18 protein-coding genes are annotated in these 19,159 nt (G+C 63.8%); 9 read left to right on the forward strand and 9 right to left on the reverse strand.

Annotated elements, in window-relative coordinates; genetic code table 11:
- Positions 1-124: 124 nt before the first annotated feature.
- The 4 genes from FXV83_RS30725 to FXV83_RS30740 all read left to right on the forward strand — a co-directional run bounded on the left by FXV83_RS30725 (position 125) and on the right by FXV83_RS30740 (position 4,074).
- The gene (locus FXV83_RS30725) at positions 125-538 is read left to right on the forward strand and encodes a Zn-ribbon domain-containing OB-fold protein (protein WP_148743332.1); all 414 of its coding nucleotides are present in this window, start codon (positions 125-127) and stop codon (positions 536-538) included.
- A 3-nt stretch (positions 539-541) separates the two neighbouring features.
- On the forward strand, positions 542-1,681 hold the full coding sequence (locus tag FXV83_RS30730; RefSeq protein WP_148743333.1) for a thiolase C-terminal domain-containing protein: 1,140 nt from the start codon (positions 542-544) through the stop codon (positions 1,679-1,681).
- A gap of 199 nt (positions 1,682-1,880) precedes the next feature.
- The gene (locus FXV83_RS30735) at positions 1,881-2,795 is read left to right on the forward strand and encodes an SDR family oxidoreductase (RefSeq protein WP_148743334.1); all 915 of its coding nucleotides are present in this window, start codon (positions 1,881-1,883) and stop codon (positions 2,793-2,795) included.
- 112 nt (positions 2,796-2,907) lie between these two features.
- The gene (locus tag FXV83_RS30740) at positions 2,908-4,074 is read left to right on the forward strand and encodes an SMP-30/gluconolactonase/LRE family protein (RefSeq protein WP_148743348.1); all 1,167 of its coding nucleotides are present in this window, start codon (positions 2,908-2,910) and stop codon (positions 4,072-4,074) included.
- Between the two features lie 59 nt (positions 4,075-4,133).
- On the opposite strand, the gene ppc is transcribed toward FXV83_RS30740, so the two are convergent.
- The 4 genes from ppc to FXV83_RS30760 form a co-directional block, all read right to left on the reverse strand.
- Positions 4,134-6,920, reverse strand: a complete 2,787-nt coding sequence (gene ppc / locus FXV83_RS30745) for a phosphoenolpyruvate carboxylase (protein ID WP_148743335.1) — start codon at positions 6,918-6,920, stop codon at positions 4,134-4,136.
- A gap of 114 nt (positions 6,921-7,034) precedes the next feature.
- A complete protein-coding gene (locus FXV83_RS30750; RefSeq protein WP_148743336.1) occupies positions 7,035-7,439 on the reverse strand; it encodes a YccF domain-containing protein in 405 nt (134 codons plus the stop codon).
- Between the two features lie 74 nt (positions 7,440-7,513).
- Complete coding sequence (locus tag FXV83_RS30755) at positions 7,514-9,058, reverse strand: acyl-CoA synthetase (RefSeq protein ID WP_148743337.1); 1,545 nt, start codon at positions 9,056-9,058, stop codon at positions 7,514-7,516.
- A 172-nt stretch (positions 9,059-9,230) separates the two neighbouring features.
- A complete protein-coding gene (locus FXV83_RS30760) occupies positions 9,231-10,040 on the reverse strand; it encodes a crotonase/enoyl-CoA hydratase family protein (RefSeq protein ID WP_148743338.1) in 810 nt (269 codons plus the stop codon).
- Positions 10,041-10,145: 105 nt separating this feature from the next.
- Between FXV83_RS30760 and FXV83_RS30765 the strand changes: the two genes are divergently transcribed.
- Together FXV83_RS30765 and FXV83_RS30770 are read left to right on the forward strand one after the other, a co-directional pair.
- The gene (locus tag FXV83_RS30765) at positions 10,146-11,018 is read left to right on the forward strand and encodes an SDR family oxidoreductase (protein ID WP_148743339.1); all 873 of its coding nucleotides are present in this window, start codon (positions 10,146-10,148) and stop codon (positions 11,016-11,018) included.
- A 217-nt stretch (positions 11,019-11,235) separates the two neighbouring features.
- Positions 11,236-12,813 carry a fatty acid--CoA ligase gene (locus tag FXV83_RS30770; protein ID WP_148743340.1) on the forward strand — a complete coding sequence of 526 codons (1,578 nt, stop codon included), beginning with the start codon at positions 11,236-11,238 and terminating at the stop codon, positions 12,811-12,813.
- A 168-nt stretch (positions 12,814-12,981) separates the two neighbouring features.
- Here FXV83_RS30770 and FXV83_RS30775 read toward each other — a convergent pair whose 3' ends face one another.
- Positions 12,982-14,256 (reverse strand): acyl-CoA dehydrogenase family protein, encoded by a 1,275-nt coding sequence (locus tag FXV83_RS30775; RefSeq protein WP_148743341.1) that lies wholly within the window; start codon positions 14,254-14,256, stop codon positions 12,982-12,984.
- A gap of 210 nt (positions 14,257-14,466) precedes the next feature.
- On the opposite strand from FXV83_RS30775, the gene FXV83_RS30780 reads away from it, so the two are divergent.
- Positions 14,467-15,246: an enoyl-CoA hydratase-related protein gene (locus FXV83_RS30780; protein ID WP_148743342.1), complete on the forward strand. Its 780-nt coding sequence runs from the start codon at positions 14,467-14,469 to the stop codon at positions 15,244-15,246.
- Positions 15,247-15,515: 269 nt separating this feature from the next.
- On the opposite strand, the gene FXV83_RS30785 is transcribed toward FXV83_RS30780, so the two are convergent.
- The 4 genes from FXV83_RS30785 to FXV83_RS43160 are packed head-to-tail and all read right to left on the reverse strand — an operon-like array spanning position 15,516 to position 17,834.
- Positions 15,516-15,893: a DUF6285 domain-containing protein gene (locus FXV83_RS30785; RefSeq protein ID WP_148743343.1), complete on the reverse strand. Its 378-nt coding sequence runs from the start codon at positions 15,891-15,893 to the stop codon at positions 15,516-15,518.
- Positions 15,894-15,896: 3 nt separating this feature from the next.
- Positions 15,897-16,883 carry a phosphotransferase family protein gene (locus FXV83_RS30790; RefSeq protein WP_148743344.1) on the reverse strand — a complete coding sequence of 329 codons (987 nt, stop codon included), beginning with the start codon at positions 16,881-16,883 and terminating at the stop codon, positions 15,897-15,899.
- A complete protein-coding gene (locus tag FXV83_RS30795) occupies positions 16,880-17,668 on the reverse strand; it encodes an enoyl-CoA hydratase/isomerase (protein WP_148743345.1) in 789 nt (262 codons plus the stop codon). The genes FXV83_RS30790 and FXV83_RS30795 overlap by 4 nt, the downstream gene beginning before the upstream one ends.
- Before the next feature lie 10 nt (positions 17,669-17,678).
- Complete coding sequence (locus FXV83_RS43160) at positions 17,679-17,834, reverse strand: hypothetical protein (RefSeq protein WP_187436279.1); 156 nt, start codon at positions 17,832-17,834, stop codon at positions 17,679-17,681.
- Between FXV83_RS43160 and FXV83_RS30800 the strand changes: the two genes are divergently transcribed.
- Entirely contained in the window at positions 17,833-18,612 is a 780-nt protein-coding gene (locus FXV83_RS30800; RefSeq protein ID WP_148743346.1) for an SDR family NAD(P)-dependent oxidoreductase, read from the forward strand. The genes FXV83_RS43160 and FXV83_RS30800 overlap by 2 nt on opposite strands.
- Before the next feature lie 130 nt (positions 18,613-18,742).
- The gene (locus FXV83_RS30805; RefSeq protein WP_187436280.1) at positions 18,743-19,120 is read left to right on the forward strand and encodes a VOC family protein; all 378 of its coding nucleotides are present in this window, start codon (positions 18,743-18,745) and stop codon (positions 19,118-19,120) included.
- Positions 19,121-19,159 lie beyond the last annotated feature (39 nt).

The raw sequence follows: 19,159 nt of genomic DNA on the forward strand, positions 1-19,159 counted from the left end.
CAAGCATTGTGCGCATGATGGCATGCATGTGCGTTGCTGGACCGTTGACGCGCCATAGTCAATTGTCGCATCAAGATCGCAACGGGCGGGCCTCACAGCCTGAACCTTGGGAGGACTTGCCGACATGGCCGAACCGCAGCGCGCGCGACCGAAACCGACGCCGGAGACCCAGCACTTCTGGGACGGCACCAAGGCGGGCGAACTGCGCCTGCAACGCTGCGATGCCTGCGCGCATGTCTACTTCCCGCCGCGCCCGTTCTGCCCGTCGTGCGCCTCGCGCAAGGTCTCTGCCTTCAAGGCGAGCGGCAAGGGTTTCCTCTACAGCTACGTGATCAACCATCGTCCCGCCGCGCCCGGATTCACGCCGCCTTACGCGATCGCCGTGGTCGAGCTTGCCGAGGGGCCGCGGATGATGAGCAACATCATCGACTGCCCGCAGACGCCGGAAGCGCTCGAACTCGACATGAAGCTCGAGGTCGCCTTCGAGAAGCTCGACGACGCGATCACTCTCCCCGTCTTCCGTCCGGCGAAGGGATAGACCATGCGCAGCAACCAGGTTGCCGTCGTCGGCGCCGCCGAGACCACCGAGCTCGGTGTCATCCCAAACGCCTCGCAGCTTCAGCTTCACGCGGACGCGGCGCTCAATGCCATCGCCGATGCCGGGCTGAAGCTGTCCGACATCGACGGCTTCGCCACCGCGGTCGAGACGCCGCAGCAGGTCTGCCATTATCTTGGCATCAAGCCGACGTGGGTGGACGGTACCTCGGTCGGCGGCTGCTCGTTCATGCTGCACGTCCGCCATGCCGCCGCGGCGATCGAGGCCGGCCTCTGCAAGACCGTGCTGATCACCCATGCCGAGAGCGGCAAGTCGATGATCGGCAAGGCGCCGCGTTCGATCCCCGTCGACAGCCTGCAAGGCCAATTCGAGGCGCCATTCGGCGTTTACGGCCCGCCCAGCATGTTCCCGATTCCCGTGCTGCGCTTCATGAAGACCTACGGCATCACCCATGAGCAGCTCGCCTCGGTGGCGGTGGTGCAGCGGGAATGGGCGGCAAAGAATCCGCGGGCGATGATGAAGGACCCGATCACGGTCGCCGACGTTCTCAACTCGCGCATGATCGCCTATCCGTTCCGGCTGCTGCAATGCTGTCTGGTCACCGACGGCGGCGGCGCACTGATCCTGACCTCAGCCGACCGCGCCAGGGATTTTCCGCGGAAGCCCGTCTACATCATGGGCACTGGCGAGAGTGTGGAGACACCGATGGTGAGCCAGATGGAGACGTTCAACTCCTCGCGCGCCTTCAAGACCGCGGGGCCGCTCGCGTTCAAGGAAGCCGGCATCACGCATGGGGATGTCGACCATCTCATGATCTACGACGCGTTTGCGCATCTGCCGCTGTTCGGCCTCGGCGACCTCGGCTTCATGCCGCATGAGGAAACCGGCAAGTTCATCGCCGACGGCAACACACGGCCTGGAGGTAAGCTGCCGCTCAACACCAATGGCGGCGGCTTGTCCTATATGCACTCGGGCATGTATGGCATGTACGCGCTTCAGGAGAGCGTACGCCAGATGCGCGGCATTGCGCCGGCGCAGCTGCCGAATGCGAAGATTTCGGTGTGCCACGGCGTCGGCGGCATGTTCGCGGCATCAGGCACGATCGTGTTTACGAACGAGAGGTAGCGCTGCTTGCCTCTCCCTCTCCCCGTTCTTACGGGGCTGCGACGAGCTTCGCTCGCGCTGAGAGGGTTGGGGTGACCGCTTCTATGCACTCGGACTCGCTGAGAGTCCCCCTCACCCGGATCGCATCTGCGATGCGATCCGACCTCTCCCCGCAAGCGGGGCGAGGTAAGAAACACCGGATCGACAGCGGAGAACCCACATGACGAAATCACTGCAAGACAAGGTCATCATCGTCACCGGCGCAGGCCGCGGCATCGGGCGGGAGATCGCGCTGCTTTGCGCGGCGGAAGGCGCCAAGGTCGTCGTCAACGATCCGGGCGTCGCCGCCGACGGCGCCGGCACGAGCGCCACGCCCGCCGAGGAGGTGGTCGAGGAGATCAAGAAGCGCGGCGGCACCGCCGTTGCCAATTTCGAATCTGTGGCGGAAGCGATCCCCGCGAGCAAGATCGTCAAGACCGCGACCGATCATTTCGGCCGGCTCGACGGCGTCGTCAACAATGCCGGCATTTTGCGCGACATGATCTTCCACAAGATGAGCGTGGAAGCCTTCGAGGCCGTCATCAAGGTGCATTTGATGGGCTCGTTCTACGTCTCGCACGCCGCGGCGCGGATTTTTCGCGAGCAGGAGTCCGGCTCGTTCGTGCACTTCACCTCGACCTCCGGCCTGATCGGCAATTTCGGCCAGGCCAATTACGCCGCCGCCAAGCTCGGCATCGTCGGTCTGTCGAAATCGATCGCGCTCGACATGGGCCGCTTCAACGTCCGCTCCAACTGCGTCTCGCCGTTCGCCTGGACCCGCATGATCGGCACCATCCCGACCGAGACCGAAGCCGAGAAGGCGCGCGTCGAGAAGATCAAGCAGATGGGACCGGAGAAGATCGCGCCGGTTTGCGCCTATCTGCTTTCCGATGCCGCCAAGGACGTCACCGGGCAGATCTTCGGCGCGCGCATGAACGAACTCTTCCTGTTCAGCCAGAACAGGCCGCTGCGCTCGGTGCATCGGAGCGAAGGCTGGACGCCGCAGTCAATCGCGGAACACGGCATGCCGGCGCTGAAGGGCTCGTTCTACAAGCTCGACCGCTCAGCCGACATCTTCCCTTGGGATCCCGTCTAGCCGGATCCCAGCTAATGTTGCGTCGCGATCACCGGTTGTCCGGCCGGAGATCGCCCGCATTACGCCCGATTGGGGGCGAATGGTTTCCTTCCAACAAAAAAGGGAGGTGACTATGACAAAACCACTGACCATTTCTACCGATACCAGTGAGCCTTGCCTCGCGCGCCGCACTCTCCTGAAAGGCGCGGCGGCTGCGGTAGCCGCGACGGGTGTCACCATGAACGCAGCCCTGGCGGCCTCCGTCACGCCGTTCGGCCAGACCGGCGCTCCGACGAGGTCGACGGCGCCATTGCCCTTGGGGCCGCTACCCGGCAGCCGCTACCCAGACTCCCATCTGGAATCCGCCAAGAAGGGGCCGCCAACGTTCGGGCCCGCGGACTTCCCGGCCTTTGCCGGCACCATGGCGGTCGAGCGTGTTGCAACCGGCTTCCGATGGGCCGAGGGTCCGGTGTATTTCGCGGCCGGGCGATACCTGCTGTTCAGCGATATTCCCAACAACCGCATCATGCGTTTCTCGGAGGACGACGGTCACGTCAGCGTCTACCGTCAGCCCTCGATGAACTCGAACGGCAACACGATCGATCGCGAAGGACGCTTGATCACATGCGAGCATAGCGGTCGGCGCGTGACACGGACCGAACTCGACGGCTCGATCACCATCATTGCCGACAAATTCAATGGCAAGCGACTCAACTCGCCGAACGATGCGGTCGTTACTGCCGATGGCGCGATCTGGTTCACCGACCCCGCCTACGGCATCGGCGGCTTCTATGAAGGGATCAAGGCCGAGCCAGAGCAGGCGAAGAAGAACGTCTACCGGGTCGATCCGAAGTCCGGAGATGTCAAGGTCGTCATCGACGATTTTGTAGAGCCCAATGGGATCACCATCTCGCCCGACGAGAAGAAGCTCTACATCTGCGAGACCGGGTTCACCGACGGACCGGACAACCCATCGCATATCCGCGTGTTTGACCTCGACGTGGCAGCGGGGAAGGTGTCGAACAGCAAGGTCTTCGCCGAAATGCCAAAGCCAAGCATCACCGACGGCGTCCGCTGTGACACCGAAGGACGGGTCTGGTGTTCGGTGGGCTGGGGCGATCCGAACGAAGACGGCGTGCGCTGTTATACGCCATCGGGCGATTTGCTCGGCAAGATTCATATTCCGGAAACAGTGGCGAATCTGAGCTTCGGCGGTCAGCAGCGAAACAGGCTTTATATTTGCGGCTCGACCTCGCTCTATGCTGTGTATACCAGTGTGCAGGGCGCGATGAAGCCATAGCGAGTAGCGGGTTGGGGTAGCGAACAGTTGCGGCACGCCCTCTGTTCGCTGCTCGCCCCCTACCCCGTATTCCGCAGCCCCGCCGAGATGCCGTTGATCGTGAGCTGAATCCCGCGCAGCACCTGCTCGTCCGGATTTTGCGCGCGATGCTCCTTCAACAGCTCGACCTGAACGTGGTTGAGCGGATCGAGATACGGGAAGCGATGGCGCACCGAGCGTTCCAGCAGCGGATTGCCCTGAAGCAGACGGTCCTGGTCCATGATCTCGAGCAACGCCTCGATGCAGGAATGCCATTCGCGGCGGATGCGGCCGAAGATTTTTTCGCGCAGGGCCTCATCCGGCACGAGCTCGGCATAGCGCGAGGCGATCGCGATCGAGCTTTTCGCCAGCACCATGTCCATGTTCGACAACAGCATGCGGAAGAACGGCCATTCCTTGTAGAGCTCTTTGAGGAACGGCATGCCCTGGTCGGGATGCTCGGCGATCCATTGCTCGACCGCGCTGCCAAAGCCGTACCAGCCCGGCAGCATCAGGCGGCATTGCGCCCAAGAGAACACCCACGGGATCGCACGCAGATCCTCGATCGCGCGGGTCTTCTTGCGCGAGGCCGGGCGGCTGCCGATGTTGAGTGTCGCGATCTCGTTGATGACGGTGGATTCCCAGAAGTAATCGACGAAACCGTCGGTCTCGTAGACAAGACCGCGATAAGCCCTAAAGGCGAGGTTCGACAATTCGTCCATCGCGGTCAGGTATTCGCGCCGCGGCGCGCTCTGGCGCGGATGCAACAAGCTTGCCTCCAGCGTCGCCGCCGCAAGGATCTCCAGATTGTTGCGGCCTACTTCCGCATTGGAATATTTCGACGAGATGATCTCGCCCTGCTCGGTGATACGGATCTGGCCGTTCACAGCGCCGCCGGGCTGCGCGATGATGGCGTCGTAGCTCGGACCGCCGCCGCGGCCGACCGAGCCGCCGCGGCCGTGAAACAGGCGCAGGCGCACGCCATGCCGCTCGAACACGTCGACGAGCCCGATCTCGGCCTTGTAGAGCTCCCAGCCCGAGGTGACGAAGCCGCCATCCTTGTTGCTGTCGGAATAGCCGAGCATGACCTCCTGCACGCTGCCGCGGCTGTCGACGAGGCGGCGGTAATCGTGCAGCGAGAGCATGCGGTCCATGATGCCGCTCGAGGCCTGCAAGTCCTCGATGGTCTCGAACAGCGGCACGATGTTGATGGCGCTGCGGCCGGACGGATGGACGAGGCCGACCTCCTTGAGCAGCACGGCGACCTCGAGCATATCAGACATGCTCTTGCACATCGAGATGATACATTGCTGGATGGCGTCCGAGCCGAACTTCGCATGCGCCTCCGCGGCAGCATGGAACACGTTGAGCTCGCCCATGGTCTCGTCGCTGTACTTGACGAACGGCGAGACCAGCGAGCGCGTGCTGCGCAGTTCATTGCTGAGCAGCGCGATGCGGGCGTCTTCGCCGAGCGCGAGGTAGGACGTGCCGGGGTTCGCCGCGTCCATTAGCTCGGCGATGGTCCGTTCGTGCACCGCCGAGTTCTGGCGGATGTCGAGCCGGGCCAGATGGAAGCCGAAGCAATCCACCGCGCGGCGCAGCAGCCGCAGCCGGCCGCGGGCGATGACGCGGGCATTGTTGGAGATCAGCGAGCGATGCAGCACATCGAGATCGCCCTGAAGCTCCTTGACGCTCTCGTAAGGCGCGCCCTTGCCGACCGGGCGGCGGGTGATTTCGACCTGGAGTTTTTCGGCCGTCGCCGCAAGGCGCGCATAGATGCCTGACACCGCGAGGCGGTACGGTTCGCCGCTCCGGTGCGGCGAGGTGTCGGGCGAACGCTCCGCCAGCGTGCGCAGCTCCCCGGACACGTCGGCAAGATGCGCCGCGATCGACAGTTCGGCGCCGAGCACGTGCAGCTCGTTCAGATAGAACTGCATCACTCGGCTGGACTGGAGCCGCAGCGTGCCGCGCATGACGTCGGCGGTGACGAAGGGATTGCCGTCGCGGTCGCCGCCGATCCAGCTTCCCATCCGCAGGAACGAGGCGAGCTCGCCTGCCGTCTGCTCGCCGCCCTCCTCCAGCCGGTCCTCCAGCGTATTGATCAGCCGCGGCACCTCGCGGAGGAAAGTGTAATCGTAGAACGACAGGCCGTTGGCGACCTCATCGAGGACGGTGAGCTTGGTCCGGCGCAGCAGATTGGTCTGCCACAGCGTCAGCACCTCGCGGCGAAGTTGCTCGTCGCTGGCCGCAGCTTCGTCTTCAGTCAGCGCGACTCGCTCACAGCGGTCGAGCAGGGCTGCGATCTCCATCTCGCGGTCCATGGTGCTCTTGCGGCGGACTTCGGTCGGGTGTGCCGTCAGCACCGGGCTGACCAGCGCGGTCTTGAAGAAGCTGCGCAGCTGGTCGGCACTGATGCCCGCCCCCCTGGCATGGGCGAGCGTTTCGGCCAGCACGCCGGAACCGCCCCCCTTGCTGGCGCGCATCTGGCGGATGTTGTTCTGGTCCTCGGCGATGTTGGCAAGATGAGAGAAATAGCTGAAAGCGCGGACGATCCGCAGCGTCTCGGAGATCGACATGCCGTCGAGGATCTGCTCGAGCTCGTGGCGGGCGAGCCGGTCCTCGTCGCGGTGGAACCGGATCGAGGTCTGGCGGATGCGCTCGACCAGGTCGAACAATTCGGGCCCCTCCTGGTCGCGCACCGTGTCGCCGAGGATGCGTCCGAGCAGGCGGATGTCGTCGCGCAGCCGCGCATCCGCCTCCAGTGCCTGGGCGTCTTCAGGGCGGTTTGGGCGATGGTCGGCGTCGGATATTACGGTCTGGAGGGACATGGCGAGCTCCGCTGCCTGGCCCGGACGAGTGTGCAAGTTTTTTGTCGCAGCGCAAGATGAACTTGGGGGCGGCGCACACTTGGGGCGAATTTCAGCTCGCGCTTCTCGCGAGAGCTACGCCGGCACGATCACCTTGCCGATCGGCCAGAGCGCGATGCCCGCGAGCTTGAGATGGGCCCAGGCGAAGGGAATGCCGATGATGGTGATCGCGAGGACCACAGCGGTCACGAGATGGCCGAGCGCCAGCCACCAGCCGGCAAGCACGAACCAGACGATATTGCCGAGCACCCCGAGTGGGCCGGTGCCGATATCGCTCATCCCGGTGACCTCGTCGCGCCGCACCGCCTTTGAGCCGAATGGCAGGAGCGTATAGACCGCGATGTTGAACGCCGCCCGGGCCCAAGGCAGGCCGACGATGGTGATGGCCATGATAACGGAAGCGACCAGCCAGCCGAACGCCATCCAGGCGCCGCCGATGAGAATCCAGAGCAGGTTGAGCAGGATGGAAACCGGAGCCATGGGATGATCCGAGAGTCAATGATGCCGGTTGTATAACACGACCTGCGAGAAATCTCCCTCGGGCTACGGCATCGTCAGATCTTACGTCCAGCCTGCTCCCAAAAAGGATCGCGCAGGCGGCGCTTGAATATCTTGCCGGAGTCTTCGCGCGGCAGCCCTGTACGGATCTCGATGTGTTTTGGCACCTTGTAGTCGGCGAGCGAGGTTTTCAGCCGGGCACGGATGTCGCCAGCATCAAGCGCGATGCCCTCTTGCGGTTCCACCACCGCCATCAACGCCTCGCCGAATTCGGCGTCAGGGATGCCGAACACCGCGCAATCATGCACACCGGGAACGGCATGCAAAACGGATTCGATTTCGGCCGGATAGATGTTGACGCCGCCCGAAATCACCATGTCGCGCTTGCGGTCGCAGATGAAGACGTAGCCGTCTTCGTCGATATAGCCGACGTCGCCCGAGGTGATGAAGCCATCGCGGTCGATCTCGGCGCGCTTCTCCGGCTTGTTGTGGTAGGTGAAATCGGCCATCCCGGGCACGCGCGAATAGATCTCGCCGATCTCGCCCACCGGCAGCACGCGACCGTCCTCGCCAAGGAAGCGCAACTCGGCGCCAGGCGATATCTTGCCCACTGTGCCTGGCTTCTTCAGCGCATCCTCCGAGGTCGCGAAGGTGACGGCGCTGGATTCGGTCGAGCCGTAGAATTCGTAGATCACCGGTCCCCACCATTCGATCATGGCGCGCTTGACGTCGGCCGGACAGGGCGCCGCGGCATGGATGATGTGGCGCAGCGAGGAGACGTCGTATTTCTTGCGTACCTGCTCCGGCAGCTTCATCAGGCGGATGAACATGGTCGGCACCATGAAGATGGTGTCGATCTCAAAGCGCTCGATCAGCCCCAAAAACTCTTCAGCCTCAAAGCGCGGCATCAGCACCAGTGCGCCGCCGAGCTTGCCGGCACGAATGCCGAACGAATTCGGCGCGGAATGATAGAGCGGCCCCGGCAGGATCGCCCGGGCGCCGGGCTTGAGCCCATAGATCATCCCACGCATGCGCTCGCCGGCCGCCGCCTGTTCCGGCGTCGGCGCATTGCGGCGCACGCCCTTGGGGTGGCCGGTCGTGCCGGAGGTGTAGATCATGTTCATGGGCTGAGGCACGACCGGGCCGTCATAGGGCTGGTACTGCGCAAGCCAGGACTCGAAATCGCTCGCGAACTCAGGCGTCGCCAGATGATCGGGTTCGATCTTGTAGTTGGAAAGTATCTCCGGCGGCGTCGGCACGCTGAGCACGGTAACGCCCGACGGGATCGCATCGTGCAAGCCGTGCAGCATGTCAGCGTGCCCGATCAGCACTGAGGTGCCGGTATCCTCCAGGATGTAGTTGATCTCCTCCGGCTTGAAGTGCCAGTTGATCGGCACGCCATAGGCGCCGAGCCGCATCGCGGCGTAGGCGGCCTCCAGGAAGGCGATGTCGTTGCGCATCAGCATGCAGACGCAATCGCCCTGGCGGACGCCGAGCTCGCTGAGACCGGAAGCAATGCGGTCGGCGCGATCGGCGACCTCGGCATGGGTGCGACGGCGTTCGCCGGAGACGATGCCGCGGAATTCGGACGTTTCGCTCATGTGACGTTTTTTCTTGGTTCTTTTAGCGACGGTGCCAATTAGTCGTCATCACCGGGCTTGTCCCGGTGATCCACGTTCTTCCTTCATCGCAGTGAGCGAAGGACGTGGATGGCCGGGACATCTAGCGCGAAGACGCGCTTCGCGCTTTTGCCCGGCCATGACGGCGAAATCGTCAATCCGCAAACCTCGGCGCGCGCTTCTCTAGATTGGCACGCACGGCCTCGGTCTGGTTTGCGCTCCCGATCAGCTTCTGCTGCTCGACGGATTCGGCGAGCAGCGCGGGGCCCGGATCGACTGAGAGATTGTTCAGCAGACGTTTCGCCGCGCGGATCGCATCGGGGCTCTTGCCGGCAATCTCGCGCGCGACTTCGAGCGCCGCTGCGCGCGGATCATCGCAGATGCGGGTAGCGAGGCCGTAAGCCATCGCCTCCTGTGCGGAGAAGATGCGGCCGGTGTAGGTGAGTTCGCGCAGGACGTCATCGCGCACGAGGCTCGCCAGGATCGGCGTGCCCGCCATGTCGGGGACGAGGCCCCACTTGATCTCCATCACCGACATCCGCGCATCGGGGGTGAGAAAGCGCATGTCGGCACCGAGCGCGAGCTGGAAGCCGCCGCCGAAGGCGACGCCCTGGATCGCGGCGATGACAGGCACCGGAAGCTGACGCCAGCCCCAGACCGCCTGCTGCGCAAAGTTCGCCTGGCCGTGGGTGCGCTTGGTGAGGTCGCGATTTTCGCCACCCGGAATTCCGTTGCCGCCGTTTTCCTTCATGGCGGCAAAACGCCCCATGTCGAGACCGGCGCAGAAGGCACGGCCCTCGCCGGACAGCACGACGGCGCGCACGCCTTTTTCCTTCGAAAGCCGGTCGGTTGCGGCGACAAGGGCCTCGAACATGGCCTGATCGAGCGCATTCATCTTGTCCGCCCGCACCAGGCGAACATCGGCGACGCCTTCCGAGATCGAGATCGAGACGCGCACTTCCATGGATGAATTCTCCCCTGTTCTTGTTCGGTGCCGCTTTACAGGAAGACGGCGGCCGGATTTAGTCAATCGACCAATTAACTGACAATCCCTACGGGGGAAACACCCATGTTCAAGGAAAATCTTCTGGCCGGCCGGCGCATCCTCGTGACCGGCGGCGGCACCGGGCTCGGCAAGTCGATGGCATCGCGCTTCCTTCAGCTCGGCGCCGAAGTGCACATCTGCGGCCGGCGCAAGATCGTCTGCGACGAGACCGCAACCGAACTGATGGATCAGTATGGCGGCCGCGTCACCAGCCACGGCGTCGACATCCGCAACGCGCTCGCCGTCGACGAGATGGTCGAAAACATCTTTCGCGAGGGACCCCTAACCGATCTCATCAACAACGCTGCCGGCAATTTCCTCTCGCGCAGCGAAGAGCTGTCGCCGCGCGGCTTCGATGCGGTCGCCAACATCGTCATGCACGGCACGTTCTACGTCACGCATGCGGTGGGCAAGCGCTGGATCGCGGCCAAGCAGCCCGGCAACGTCGTCTCGATCACCACGACATGGGTGCGCAACGGCTCGCCTTACGTCGTGCCGTCGGCGATGAGCAAGTCGGCGATCCATGCGATGACCATGTCGCTCGCGGCCGAATGGGGCAGATACGGCATCCGCCTCAACACCATCGCACCGGGCGAAATCCCGACCGAGGGCATGAGCAAGCGCATCAAACCCGGCGACGAAGCCGGCGCACACACCAAGGCGATGAACCCGATGGGCCGCGTCGGCACCATGGAGGAGTTGCAGAACCTCGCGGTGTTCCTGATCTCCGGCGGCTGCGACTGGATCAGCGGCGAGACCATCGCCATGGACGGCGCACAGGCGCTCGCCATGGGCGGCAATTTCTACCAGCTCCGCGACTGGAGCGACGACGACTGGGCCACGGCGCGCGACAGCATCAAGGCGCAGAACGAGAAGGATCGGGCTGCAAGGGGGTAGAGCTCTCTCCGTAGTCGTCCCGGCGAAGGCCCCATAAACACCGAACGTAGCTTGACGAAGACTAGTCATGGCCGGTCTTCGCAAAATTGCGTCTTGTGGTTATGGGTCCCGGCCTTCGCCGGGACGACATGTTGATCGAGCGTCGCCCTCCCGTATTGTCTTTGCCCACGGATGACGCCACACTCCGCGGCATAAAAACAGACGCCACGGGAGAAACATGTCCACACAGCCATTGGCGAATCTCGCCGACATGGTGCGCGAGCGCGCGAAGAGCCGCGGCAACGCCATTGCCTTTGAGTTCGAGGGGCGCGCCACCAGCTTTGCCGAATTCGACATCAAGACCAACTGCGTCGCCAACGCGCTGATTGCGATAGGCGTAAAAAAGGGCGAGCGCATCGCCTATCTCGGCAAGAACAGCGACATTTATTTCGAGCTTCTGATGGGCGCGATGAAGGCCGGTGCAGTGATGGCGCCGGTGAACTGGCGCCTCGCAGGACCCGAGGTCGCCTTCATCGTCAGCGACTGCAAGGCGCCGGTGCTGTTCGTGGGACCGGAGTTCATCGCACTCGTTGATCAGATCATGGACAAGCTGCCGGACGTGCGCACCGTCATCACCACCGAGGGCGGCGCGCCGGAATGGCAGGATTATACAGCCTGGCGAGATGTGCGGAACGGCGATGATCCGAGGGTGCCAATCGACACCAAGGACATCGCGATCCAGCTCTACACCTCCGGCACCACGGGCAAGCCGAAGGGCGCGATGCTGTCCCACGCGAACTTCCTCAATCTCGTTCAGACCGGCAACGCCGAGGACAAGCCGGAGTGGAACCGGTGGTCGACCGACGACGTCTCGCTGGTGGCGATGCCGATCTTCCACATCGGCGGCTCGGGGTGGGGCGTGATGGGGCTTTATCACGGCGCTCGCGGCGTGATCGCGCGCGAGTTCGATCCGACCAAGGTGCTCGACTTCTTCGAGCTATCAGGCATCACAAAGCTGTTCATGGTGCCGGCGGCGATGCAGTTCGTGGTGCGGCAGCCGCGCGCTAAGACGGTGGATTTCTCGCGGCTGAAGTACATGCTGTACGGTGCCTCCCCTATTCCCGCCGCGCTGCTAAAGGAATGCATCGAAGTCTTCAAATGCGGCTTCGTGCAGATGTACGGCATGACGGAGACGACGGGCACGATCGTCGCGCTGCCGCCGGAGGATCATATCGAGGGGCTGGAGCGGATGCGCTCGGCCGGCAAGGCGCTGCCCGGCGTCGAGATCGCGATCCTCGATGCGGACGGCCAGCCGCTTCCGCCGCGCCAGGTCGGGGAGATCGCGACGCGCTCGGGCTCGAACATGGCGGGATACTGGAACCTGCCGGACGCAACCGCCGCGACGCTGGGCGCCGACGGTTGGCTGCGCACCGGCGATGCCGGCTACATCGACGAGGACGGCTATCTCTACATCCACGATCGTATCAAGGATATGATCATATCCGGCGGCGAGAACATCTATCCCGCCGAAGTCGAGAGCGCGCTGTGCGATCACCCGGACGTCGCCGAGGCCGCGGTCATCGGCATCCCCGACGACAAATGGGGCGAAGCCGTGAAGGCCGTCGTGGTGATGAAGCCCGGCAAGCAGGCGACCGCCACCGACATCATCAACTTCACCCGCGAGCGTATCGCCGGCTTCAAGACGCCGAAGAGCGTGGAGTTTCTGCCGGCGCTACCACGCAATCCGTCAGGCAAGATTTTGCGGCGACAGTTGCGCGAGCCGTATTGGGCGGGGAAGGACCGGCGGGTGAATTAGGGCACGCTCTATCAACTCGTCGTCCCGGCGAAGGCCGGGACCCATAGCCACAGGGCGTGGTTTGGCGAAGACTCGCGGTTTGCATCTCGGCGCTACGACTCCACCCTGCGGGTATGGGTCCCGGCCTTCGCCGGGACGACTCGGGAAAAGATAGCGCACAGCGACTCCTCAACGCTTCCCCGGCCCCATATATCCGAACAGGAACCCCGCCACCTTGCGCATCTGGATTTCCTCGCTCCCCTCCGTGATGCGATAGCGGCGGTGATGGCGGTAGATGTGCTCGAACGGCTTGTGGCGTGAATAGCCCATGCCGCCGTGGACCTGCATGGCGCGGTCGGCGGATTCGCAGCAGAGCCGATTTGCCCAGTAGTTGCACATCGAGACGCGGTCGGACAGCGTGCGCTCGATCTGCTCCTCGGTGAGCTGGTCCATCTCCCAGGCGGTCTTGCGGATCAACAGGCGCAGCATCTCGGCTTGCGTCGCGAGCTCGACCAGCGGGAACTGAATCGCCTGGTTCTCGGCAAGCGACTTGCCGAACGGCTTTCGCTCGCGCGCATATTTGACGCTTTCGTTGATGCAGTAGACGGCCGCTCCCAGCGAGCTCGCCGCCTGGCGGATGCGATTCTGGTGCACGAAGCATTGCGCCAGCGACAGGCCGCGACCGACCTCGCCGAACAGCGCATCCTCCGGCACGAACACATCCGTAAAACTAACGCGGGGATGGTCGGTCGGCATGTTGAAGGTCCACATGTACTCTTCGATCTTCACGCCATGGCTCTTGGCCGGCACCAGGAAACAGGTGATGCCGCGGGCATCGCCGTCATTGCCGCTGGTGCGCGCGAACAGCGCGCAATGGGTGGCGACGTGCATGCCGGTGGTCCACATCTTCTCGCCGTTGATGATCCAGCCCTTGACGTTATCGCGGGTCGCCGGCACCGCGCGCGTCTCCATGTGGGTCGCGTCCGAGCCGTGATGCGGCTCGGTCAGACCGAAGGTGATGCGGTACTTGCCCTTGATGGAACCGTCGATCATCGCCTTCTGGTCGATGCGGCCATAGTGGTCGAGCATGGTGACGACCGGGAAGTTGCCGACGATCGAGTGCTCGTTCTGGAGGTCGTTGTGCAGGCCGAGTCCCTTTGCGGCAAAATGCTCGCGGATCACGGCCATCCAGAGGTTGGAACCGTCCTTGCCGCCATATTGCCTTGGGACAGGAAAGCGCAGATGGCCGGCGGCATCCGCGAGATCCTTTGCCTTGCGCAGCAGCGCTTCCCATTCGTGGCGCGGCAGGCCGCCATTCTCGAAATCGGTGCGCGCCCATTCGCGGCGGTGATCGAAGAAGCGGATGTTGTCGTCGGCCGCCTCCAGCGGCTTGATCTCTCGTTCGATAAAACGGTCGAGCTCTCCGAGATAGGCGACGAGATCGGCAGGCAATGAGAAATCCACTGTTCTCTCCCGGATGATTTTTTGGTTTGCGTCAAGGCGCTACGCGCGCCTCGGCTTCGCAGCGATTAAGGTGAGAAGCGTGTGCGCAAGTCAAGCAAGCCGAGGTGTGTGAGGCGCGCAAACCGCGTTGCGCAAATCGATGGTGTTGAACCGTGCCGCCGCGCTAGTATGGCACCAATATTCCTTCAGGAGAAAATGCGGGGAGCGACCATGGAGCTGAAATTTTCCAAAGTAGAACGCAAGGGGCCGATCACGATCGTCACACTGTCGCGGCCCGAGGTCTACAATGCGCTGCACACGGATGCGCATTTCGAGCTCCAACGGGTCTTCGACGATTTCTCCGCCGACCCCGAGCAGTGGGTCGCGATCGTTACCGGCGCCGGCGATAAAGCCTTCTGCGCCGGCAACGATCTGAAGTGGCAGGCGGCGGGCGGAAAGCGTGGCTGGGACAAGGGCGGCTTTGCGGGCCTCACCTCGCGCTTTGACTGCGACAAGCCGATCATTGCGGCGGTCAACGGCGTCGCGATGGGCGGCGGTTTCGAGATCGCACTCGCCTGCGATCTGATCATCGCCTCGGAGAATGCGACCTTTGCGTTGCCCGAGCCGCGCGTCGGTCTCGCCGCGCTCGCCGGCGGCCTGCACCGGCTGCCGCGGCAGATCGGCCTGAAGCGCGCCATGGGCATGATCCTGACCGCCCGCCATGTCAGCGCCAAGGAGGGCCATGAGCTCGGCTTCGTCAACGAGGTGGTGCCGCAGGGCGAGGCGCTGTCAGGCGCGCTGCGCTGGGCGGAGATGATCACCAAGAATTCGCCAATGTCGATCCGCGCGTCGAAGCAGACCATCCAGAAGGGGCTTGGCGTCTCGCTGGAGCAGGCGATCGAGGAGCAGCGGGACTATCCGGCGGTGAAGGCGATGGTGGCGTCGCAAGACTATATCGAGGGTCCGAAGGCATTTTCGGAGAAGCGTCCGCCGAAATGGGTGGGGAAGTAGCGCTCTCCTTCCCTCGTCATTCCGGGGCGCGCCAACAGGCGCGAGCTATGATACGCAGTTGCGCATCTGAGAATCCATCGCGCCGCAGAGACCGAAGATGGATGGATTCCGGGCTCGTCGCTACGCGACACCCCGGAATGACAGCTAGAGAGTGTGCGCCTCTGCCTCAACGTCGTCATTGCGAGCGCAGCGAAGCAATCCAGACTGCCTCCGCGGAAAGGCTCTGGATTGCTTCGCTACGCTCGCAATGACGGAAGATGGGGCTGCGCTTAGCCGTCTCTTGACAGCTCGCGCTTGTACGAGGCGTAGTTCGGCTGATCGATCGCAAGTTTGTCCATCGTGGTTTGCCAGAGGTGCTCGGCGAGACCCGGCGTTGCTAGGTCGATCTCGCCCTTGGCGATGCGTTCGGAGAGGACGCGGTTGAGCTCCGTCACGGAGCCGTCCGTTCCGAGCAGTGCGCGCAGCCGCGTCACCTCCGCAGCGTCACTCCCCTCCTCCAGGGTCAATTGCCGCGTCACCAGGTCGAGCATATTGATGGCGACGCGGAGCTTGAAGGCCTGATGGCCGGAGATCAACGGCGCGATGTCGTTGCGAAGGAAATCGGCGACCGATTTGGTCAGCTCGGGCGGTGTCGGTTCGTCCTGCATGCTTCAGCTCCCGCGCGGCACAAGCAGCCGCAACAGATCGATCTCGGTCTCGGAGGCGCGGCGGCCGATCATGGCGCGCTCCATCGAATGATCCGGCCCTTCACGAAAACGCTGCATCATGCCGCCGCACATGATGCCCCAGCGCAGCGTCCCCATCACTTCCCAGAATTTTACCCGCGCAACATCGACCTTGCGGCCGGCGGCCTCATAGCCGGCGAACATCTCCTCGCGCGAGCCAAAGCCGCCGACGGGCTTGTCGATCTCGCCGAAGCGCCACGAATTGACACAGACCCAGCCGAGATCCTCCATGGGATCGCCGAGATGAGCGAGCTCCCAGTCCAGCACGGCGCGGATGCCGTCGGAACCAATGATGAGATTTCCGTTGCGGAAATCGCCGTGCACCAGCGTCTCCTCGGCCGAAGGACCAGGATCATTGTCGCGCAGCCACCGCAGCGCCAGCTCGAACACGGGCTTGGGCCAGTTCAGGCCGCGATAGTCCCGCTCGAACTCAGAGATCTCCTTCGTTGCGGTCATGTGGCGTAGCTCGGGCAGCTTTGACAGCGGCAGCCGGTGCAGACCGGCCAGTACACCGCCGATCTGGCGCGCGAGAAGCGGCCGCGCCGCCGCGAACGCGTCGTCGCGCAGGATCTTGCGCGCGATGGTCTCGCCTTCGATCCGCTGCATAATGAAGCCGGTGCCGAGATCGTCCTCCGGCACCAGCACATGCATGACGCGCGGCGACGGCACGCCGGCCTCGTAGGCGAGCTGCATCAGCTGCGCCTCGGCCTCAAGGCCCGCCGCACGCGTCGGCGCCGCGCCATAGCCTTTCGGTGCACGGCGCAGGATCGCTCCGATCGGACCATCGGGGTGCACGATGTCGAAGCGCCAGGTTTCCTGGCTGGCGCCGCCGGACAGCTTTGCCGCCCTGGTGGCACCGGTCGCCCCATTGCACCAGCGCACGACGCTGCGGGAAAGCTCCGCCTCGATCATTTGCCCTTGAACTGCGCCGGACGCTTCTCCAGGAACGCGCCGACGCCTTCACGAAAGTCCTGGGTATCGCCGGCGCGCAGCTGGCACTGGAATTCGAGATTGAGCTGATCCTCGAAGGAATTTTCCGGACTGTCCCAATAGAGCTTGCGGATCAGCGAGAGTGCGACCGTCGGACCGCTGGCGAGATCGCGCGCGAGCTTCATCGCCTCCTCCATCAGCACGCCGTCGTCGTAGACGCGGTTGACGAGTCCCCATTCCAACGCCTTCTCGGCCGGCAGCCGCTCGCCCATCAGCGACAATTCGATCGAGCGCGCCCGACCGACGAGGCGCGGCAAGAGCCAGGTCGAGCCGCAATCCGGCACGAGCCCGATGCGGCGGAAGGCCTGCAGAAAGTAAGACGAGCGGGCGCACAGGATCATGTCGCCGAGCAGCGCGAAGCTCATGCCGGCGCCGGCGGCAGGGCCGTTGACAGCGGTGACGATCGGACAGTGCAGATTGCGGATGCGGCGCAGGAAGGGATGAAACCCGGTCTCGAGCGTCAGGCCGGCCTTGGTCTTCTTCGACTGGTTGTTGCGGCCCTGGAGATTCGCGCCGGTGCAGAACGCCCGCCCCACACCGGTCAGCACGACGCAGCGCACCTCGTCCTTCTTCTCCTCGATGGCGTCGAGTGCTTCGGCAAGACCGCCCAGCATGTCCACGGAGACCGCGTTCATCACCTCCTGATGGTCGAGCTTGAGGATCGCGACCGCCCCATCGAAATCGAGCGTGACGTGTTTGAACTGCATGGCTTCCTCGTCAGTTGTCGCCTGCGATGTTTCGCAGACCGGAATTACTTTTGCCCGGACGCATATTTGATTTTTGGCGCGCTCTTGTCCATGGTGATAAGAGCATAGCAAGCAATCTTGCGCGCAGCGGCTGATGCGCCTCAAGCGAAAACAGGAAACGCGCCATGAATCTCTTCGACCTCACCGGCCGCGTGGCCGTGATCACCGGCGGCAATGGCGGTATCGGGCTCGGCATCGCGCAGGCGCTCGCCGGCCAGGGCTGCAACGTCTCGATCTGGGGACGTAATCCTGACAAGAACAGAACCGCTGCCGCGAGCCTGTCCGGGCTGCCCGGCAAGGTCGATACCCGCATCTGCGACGTCACCGACCCAGCCTCGGTCGATGCGGCGATGAAGGCGACGCTCGACGCTTTCGGTCGGGTCGACGGCTGCTTTGCCAATGCCGGCATCGGCGGCGGCGGCCGGCGCTCCTTCATCGAGCGCACCGAGGAGGAATGGCGCACGATGTTCTCGACCAATCTCGACGGCGTCTTCCATGCGTTCCAGGCGGCCGCGAAGCACATGACGGAGCGTTCCAATGCCGGCGATCCCTTCGGCCGTCTGGTTGCCACATCGAGCCTCGCCTCGATCTTCGGCACTGCGCGCAACGAGCACTATGCTGCGACCAAGGCCGCGATCAACGCGCTGGTGCGCGCACTCGGTGTTGAGCTGGCGCGCCACGGCGTCACCGCCAACGCGATCCTGCCCGGCTGGATCAAGAGCGATATGACCGCGGGCCTCATGGCCAACGACAAATTCGTCGCCAACGTGATGCCGCGGATTCCGGTGCGCAGGTTCGGCGAAGCCAGCGATTTCGGCGGCATCGCGGTGTACCTGATGAGCAGGGCGTCATCCTATCACACCGCGGATACGTTCGTGATCGATGGCGGCTATACGGCGTTTTGATTTGCGTAGGGTGGGCAAAGCCGCACTTGCGGCGTGCCCACCGCAAGCATTTTCGACTGTCGTGGTGGGCACGCTGCGCTTTGCCCACCCTACGGTTTCCGGTGTCGTAAGCGTAGAAGGGAACGGACAAATGTTTTCGCACGTCATGATCGGCACCAACGACCTCGACAAGGCCAAGGCCTTCTACGACAAGCTGCTCGCCACGCTGGAGGTGCGGCCGGCCCGGGTCGACGGCCATCGCATCTTCTACATCACCAAGACCGGCGTGTTCTCGGTGTCGAAACCGATCAACGGCGAAGCGGCGACGGCGGCGAACGGCGGCACCATCGGCTTTGCCTGCAATTCACCGGAGCAGGTCGACGCTTGGCATGCGGCCGGCCTCGCCAGTGGCGGCAAGACCTGTGAGGATCCGCCGGGTATTCGCCAGGGTCCGGGGGTCAAGCTCTATCTTGCGTATTTGCGCGACCTCGACGGCAACAAGATCTGCGCGATGCACCGGATGGCGTGAGTGGGGCGCCACACTCTCGGTGTCGTCCCGGCGAAGGCC

It is taken from the genome of Bradyrhizobium hipponense (assembly GCF_008123965.1).
Taxonomy (GTDB): Bacteria; Pseudomonadota; Alphaproteobacteria; order Rhizobiales; family Xanthobacteraceae; genus Bradyrhizobium; species Bradyrhizobium hipponense.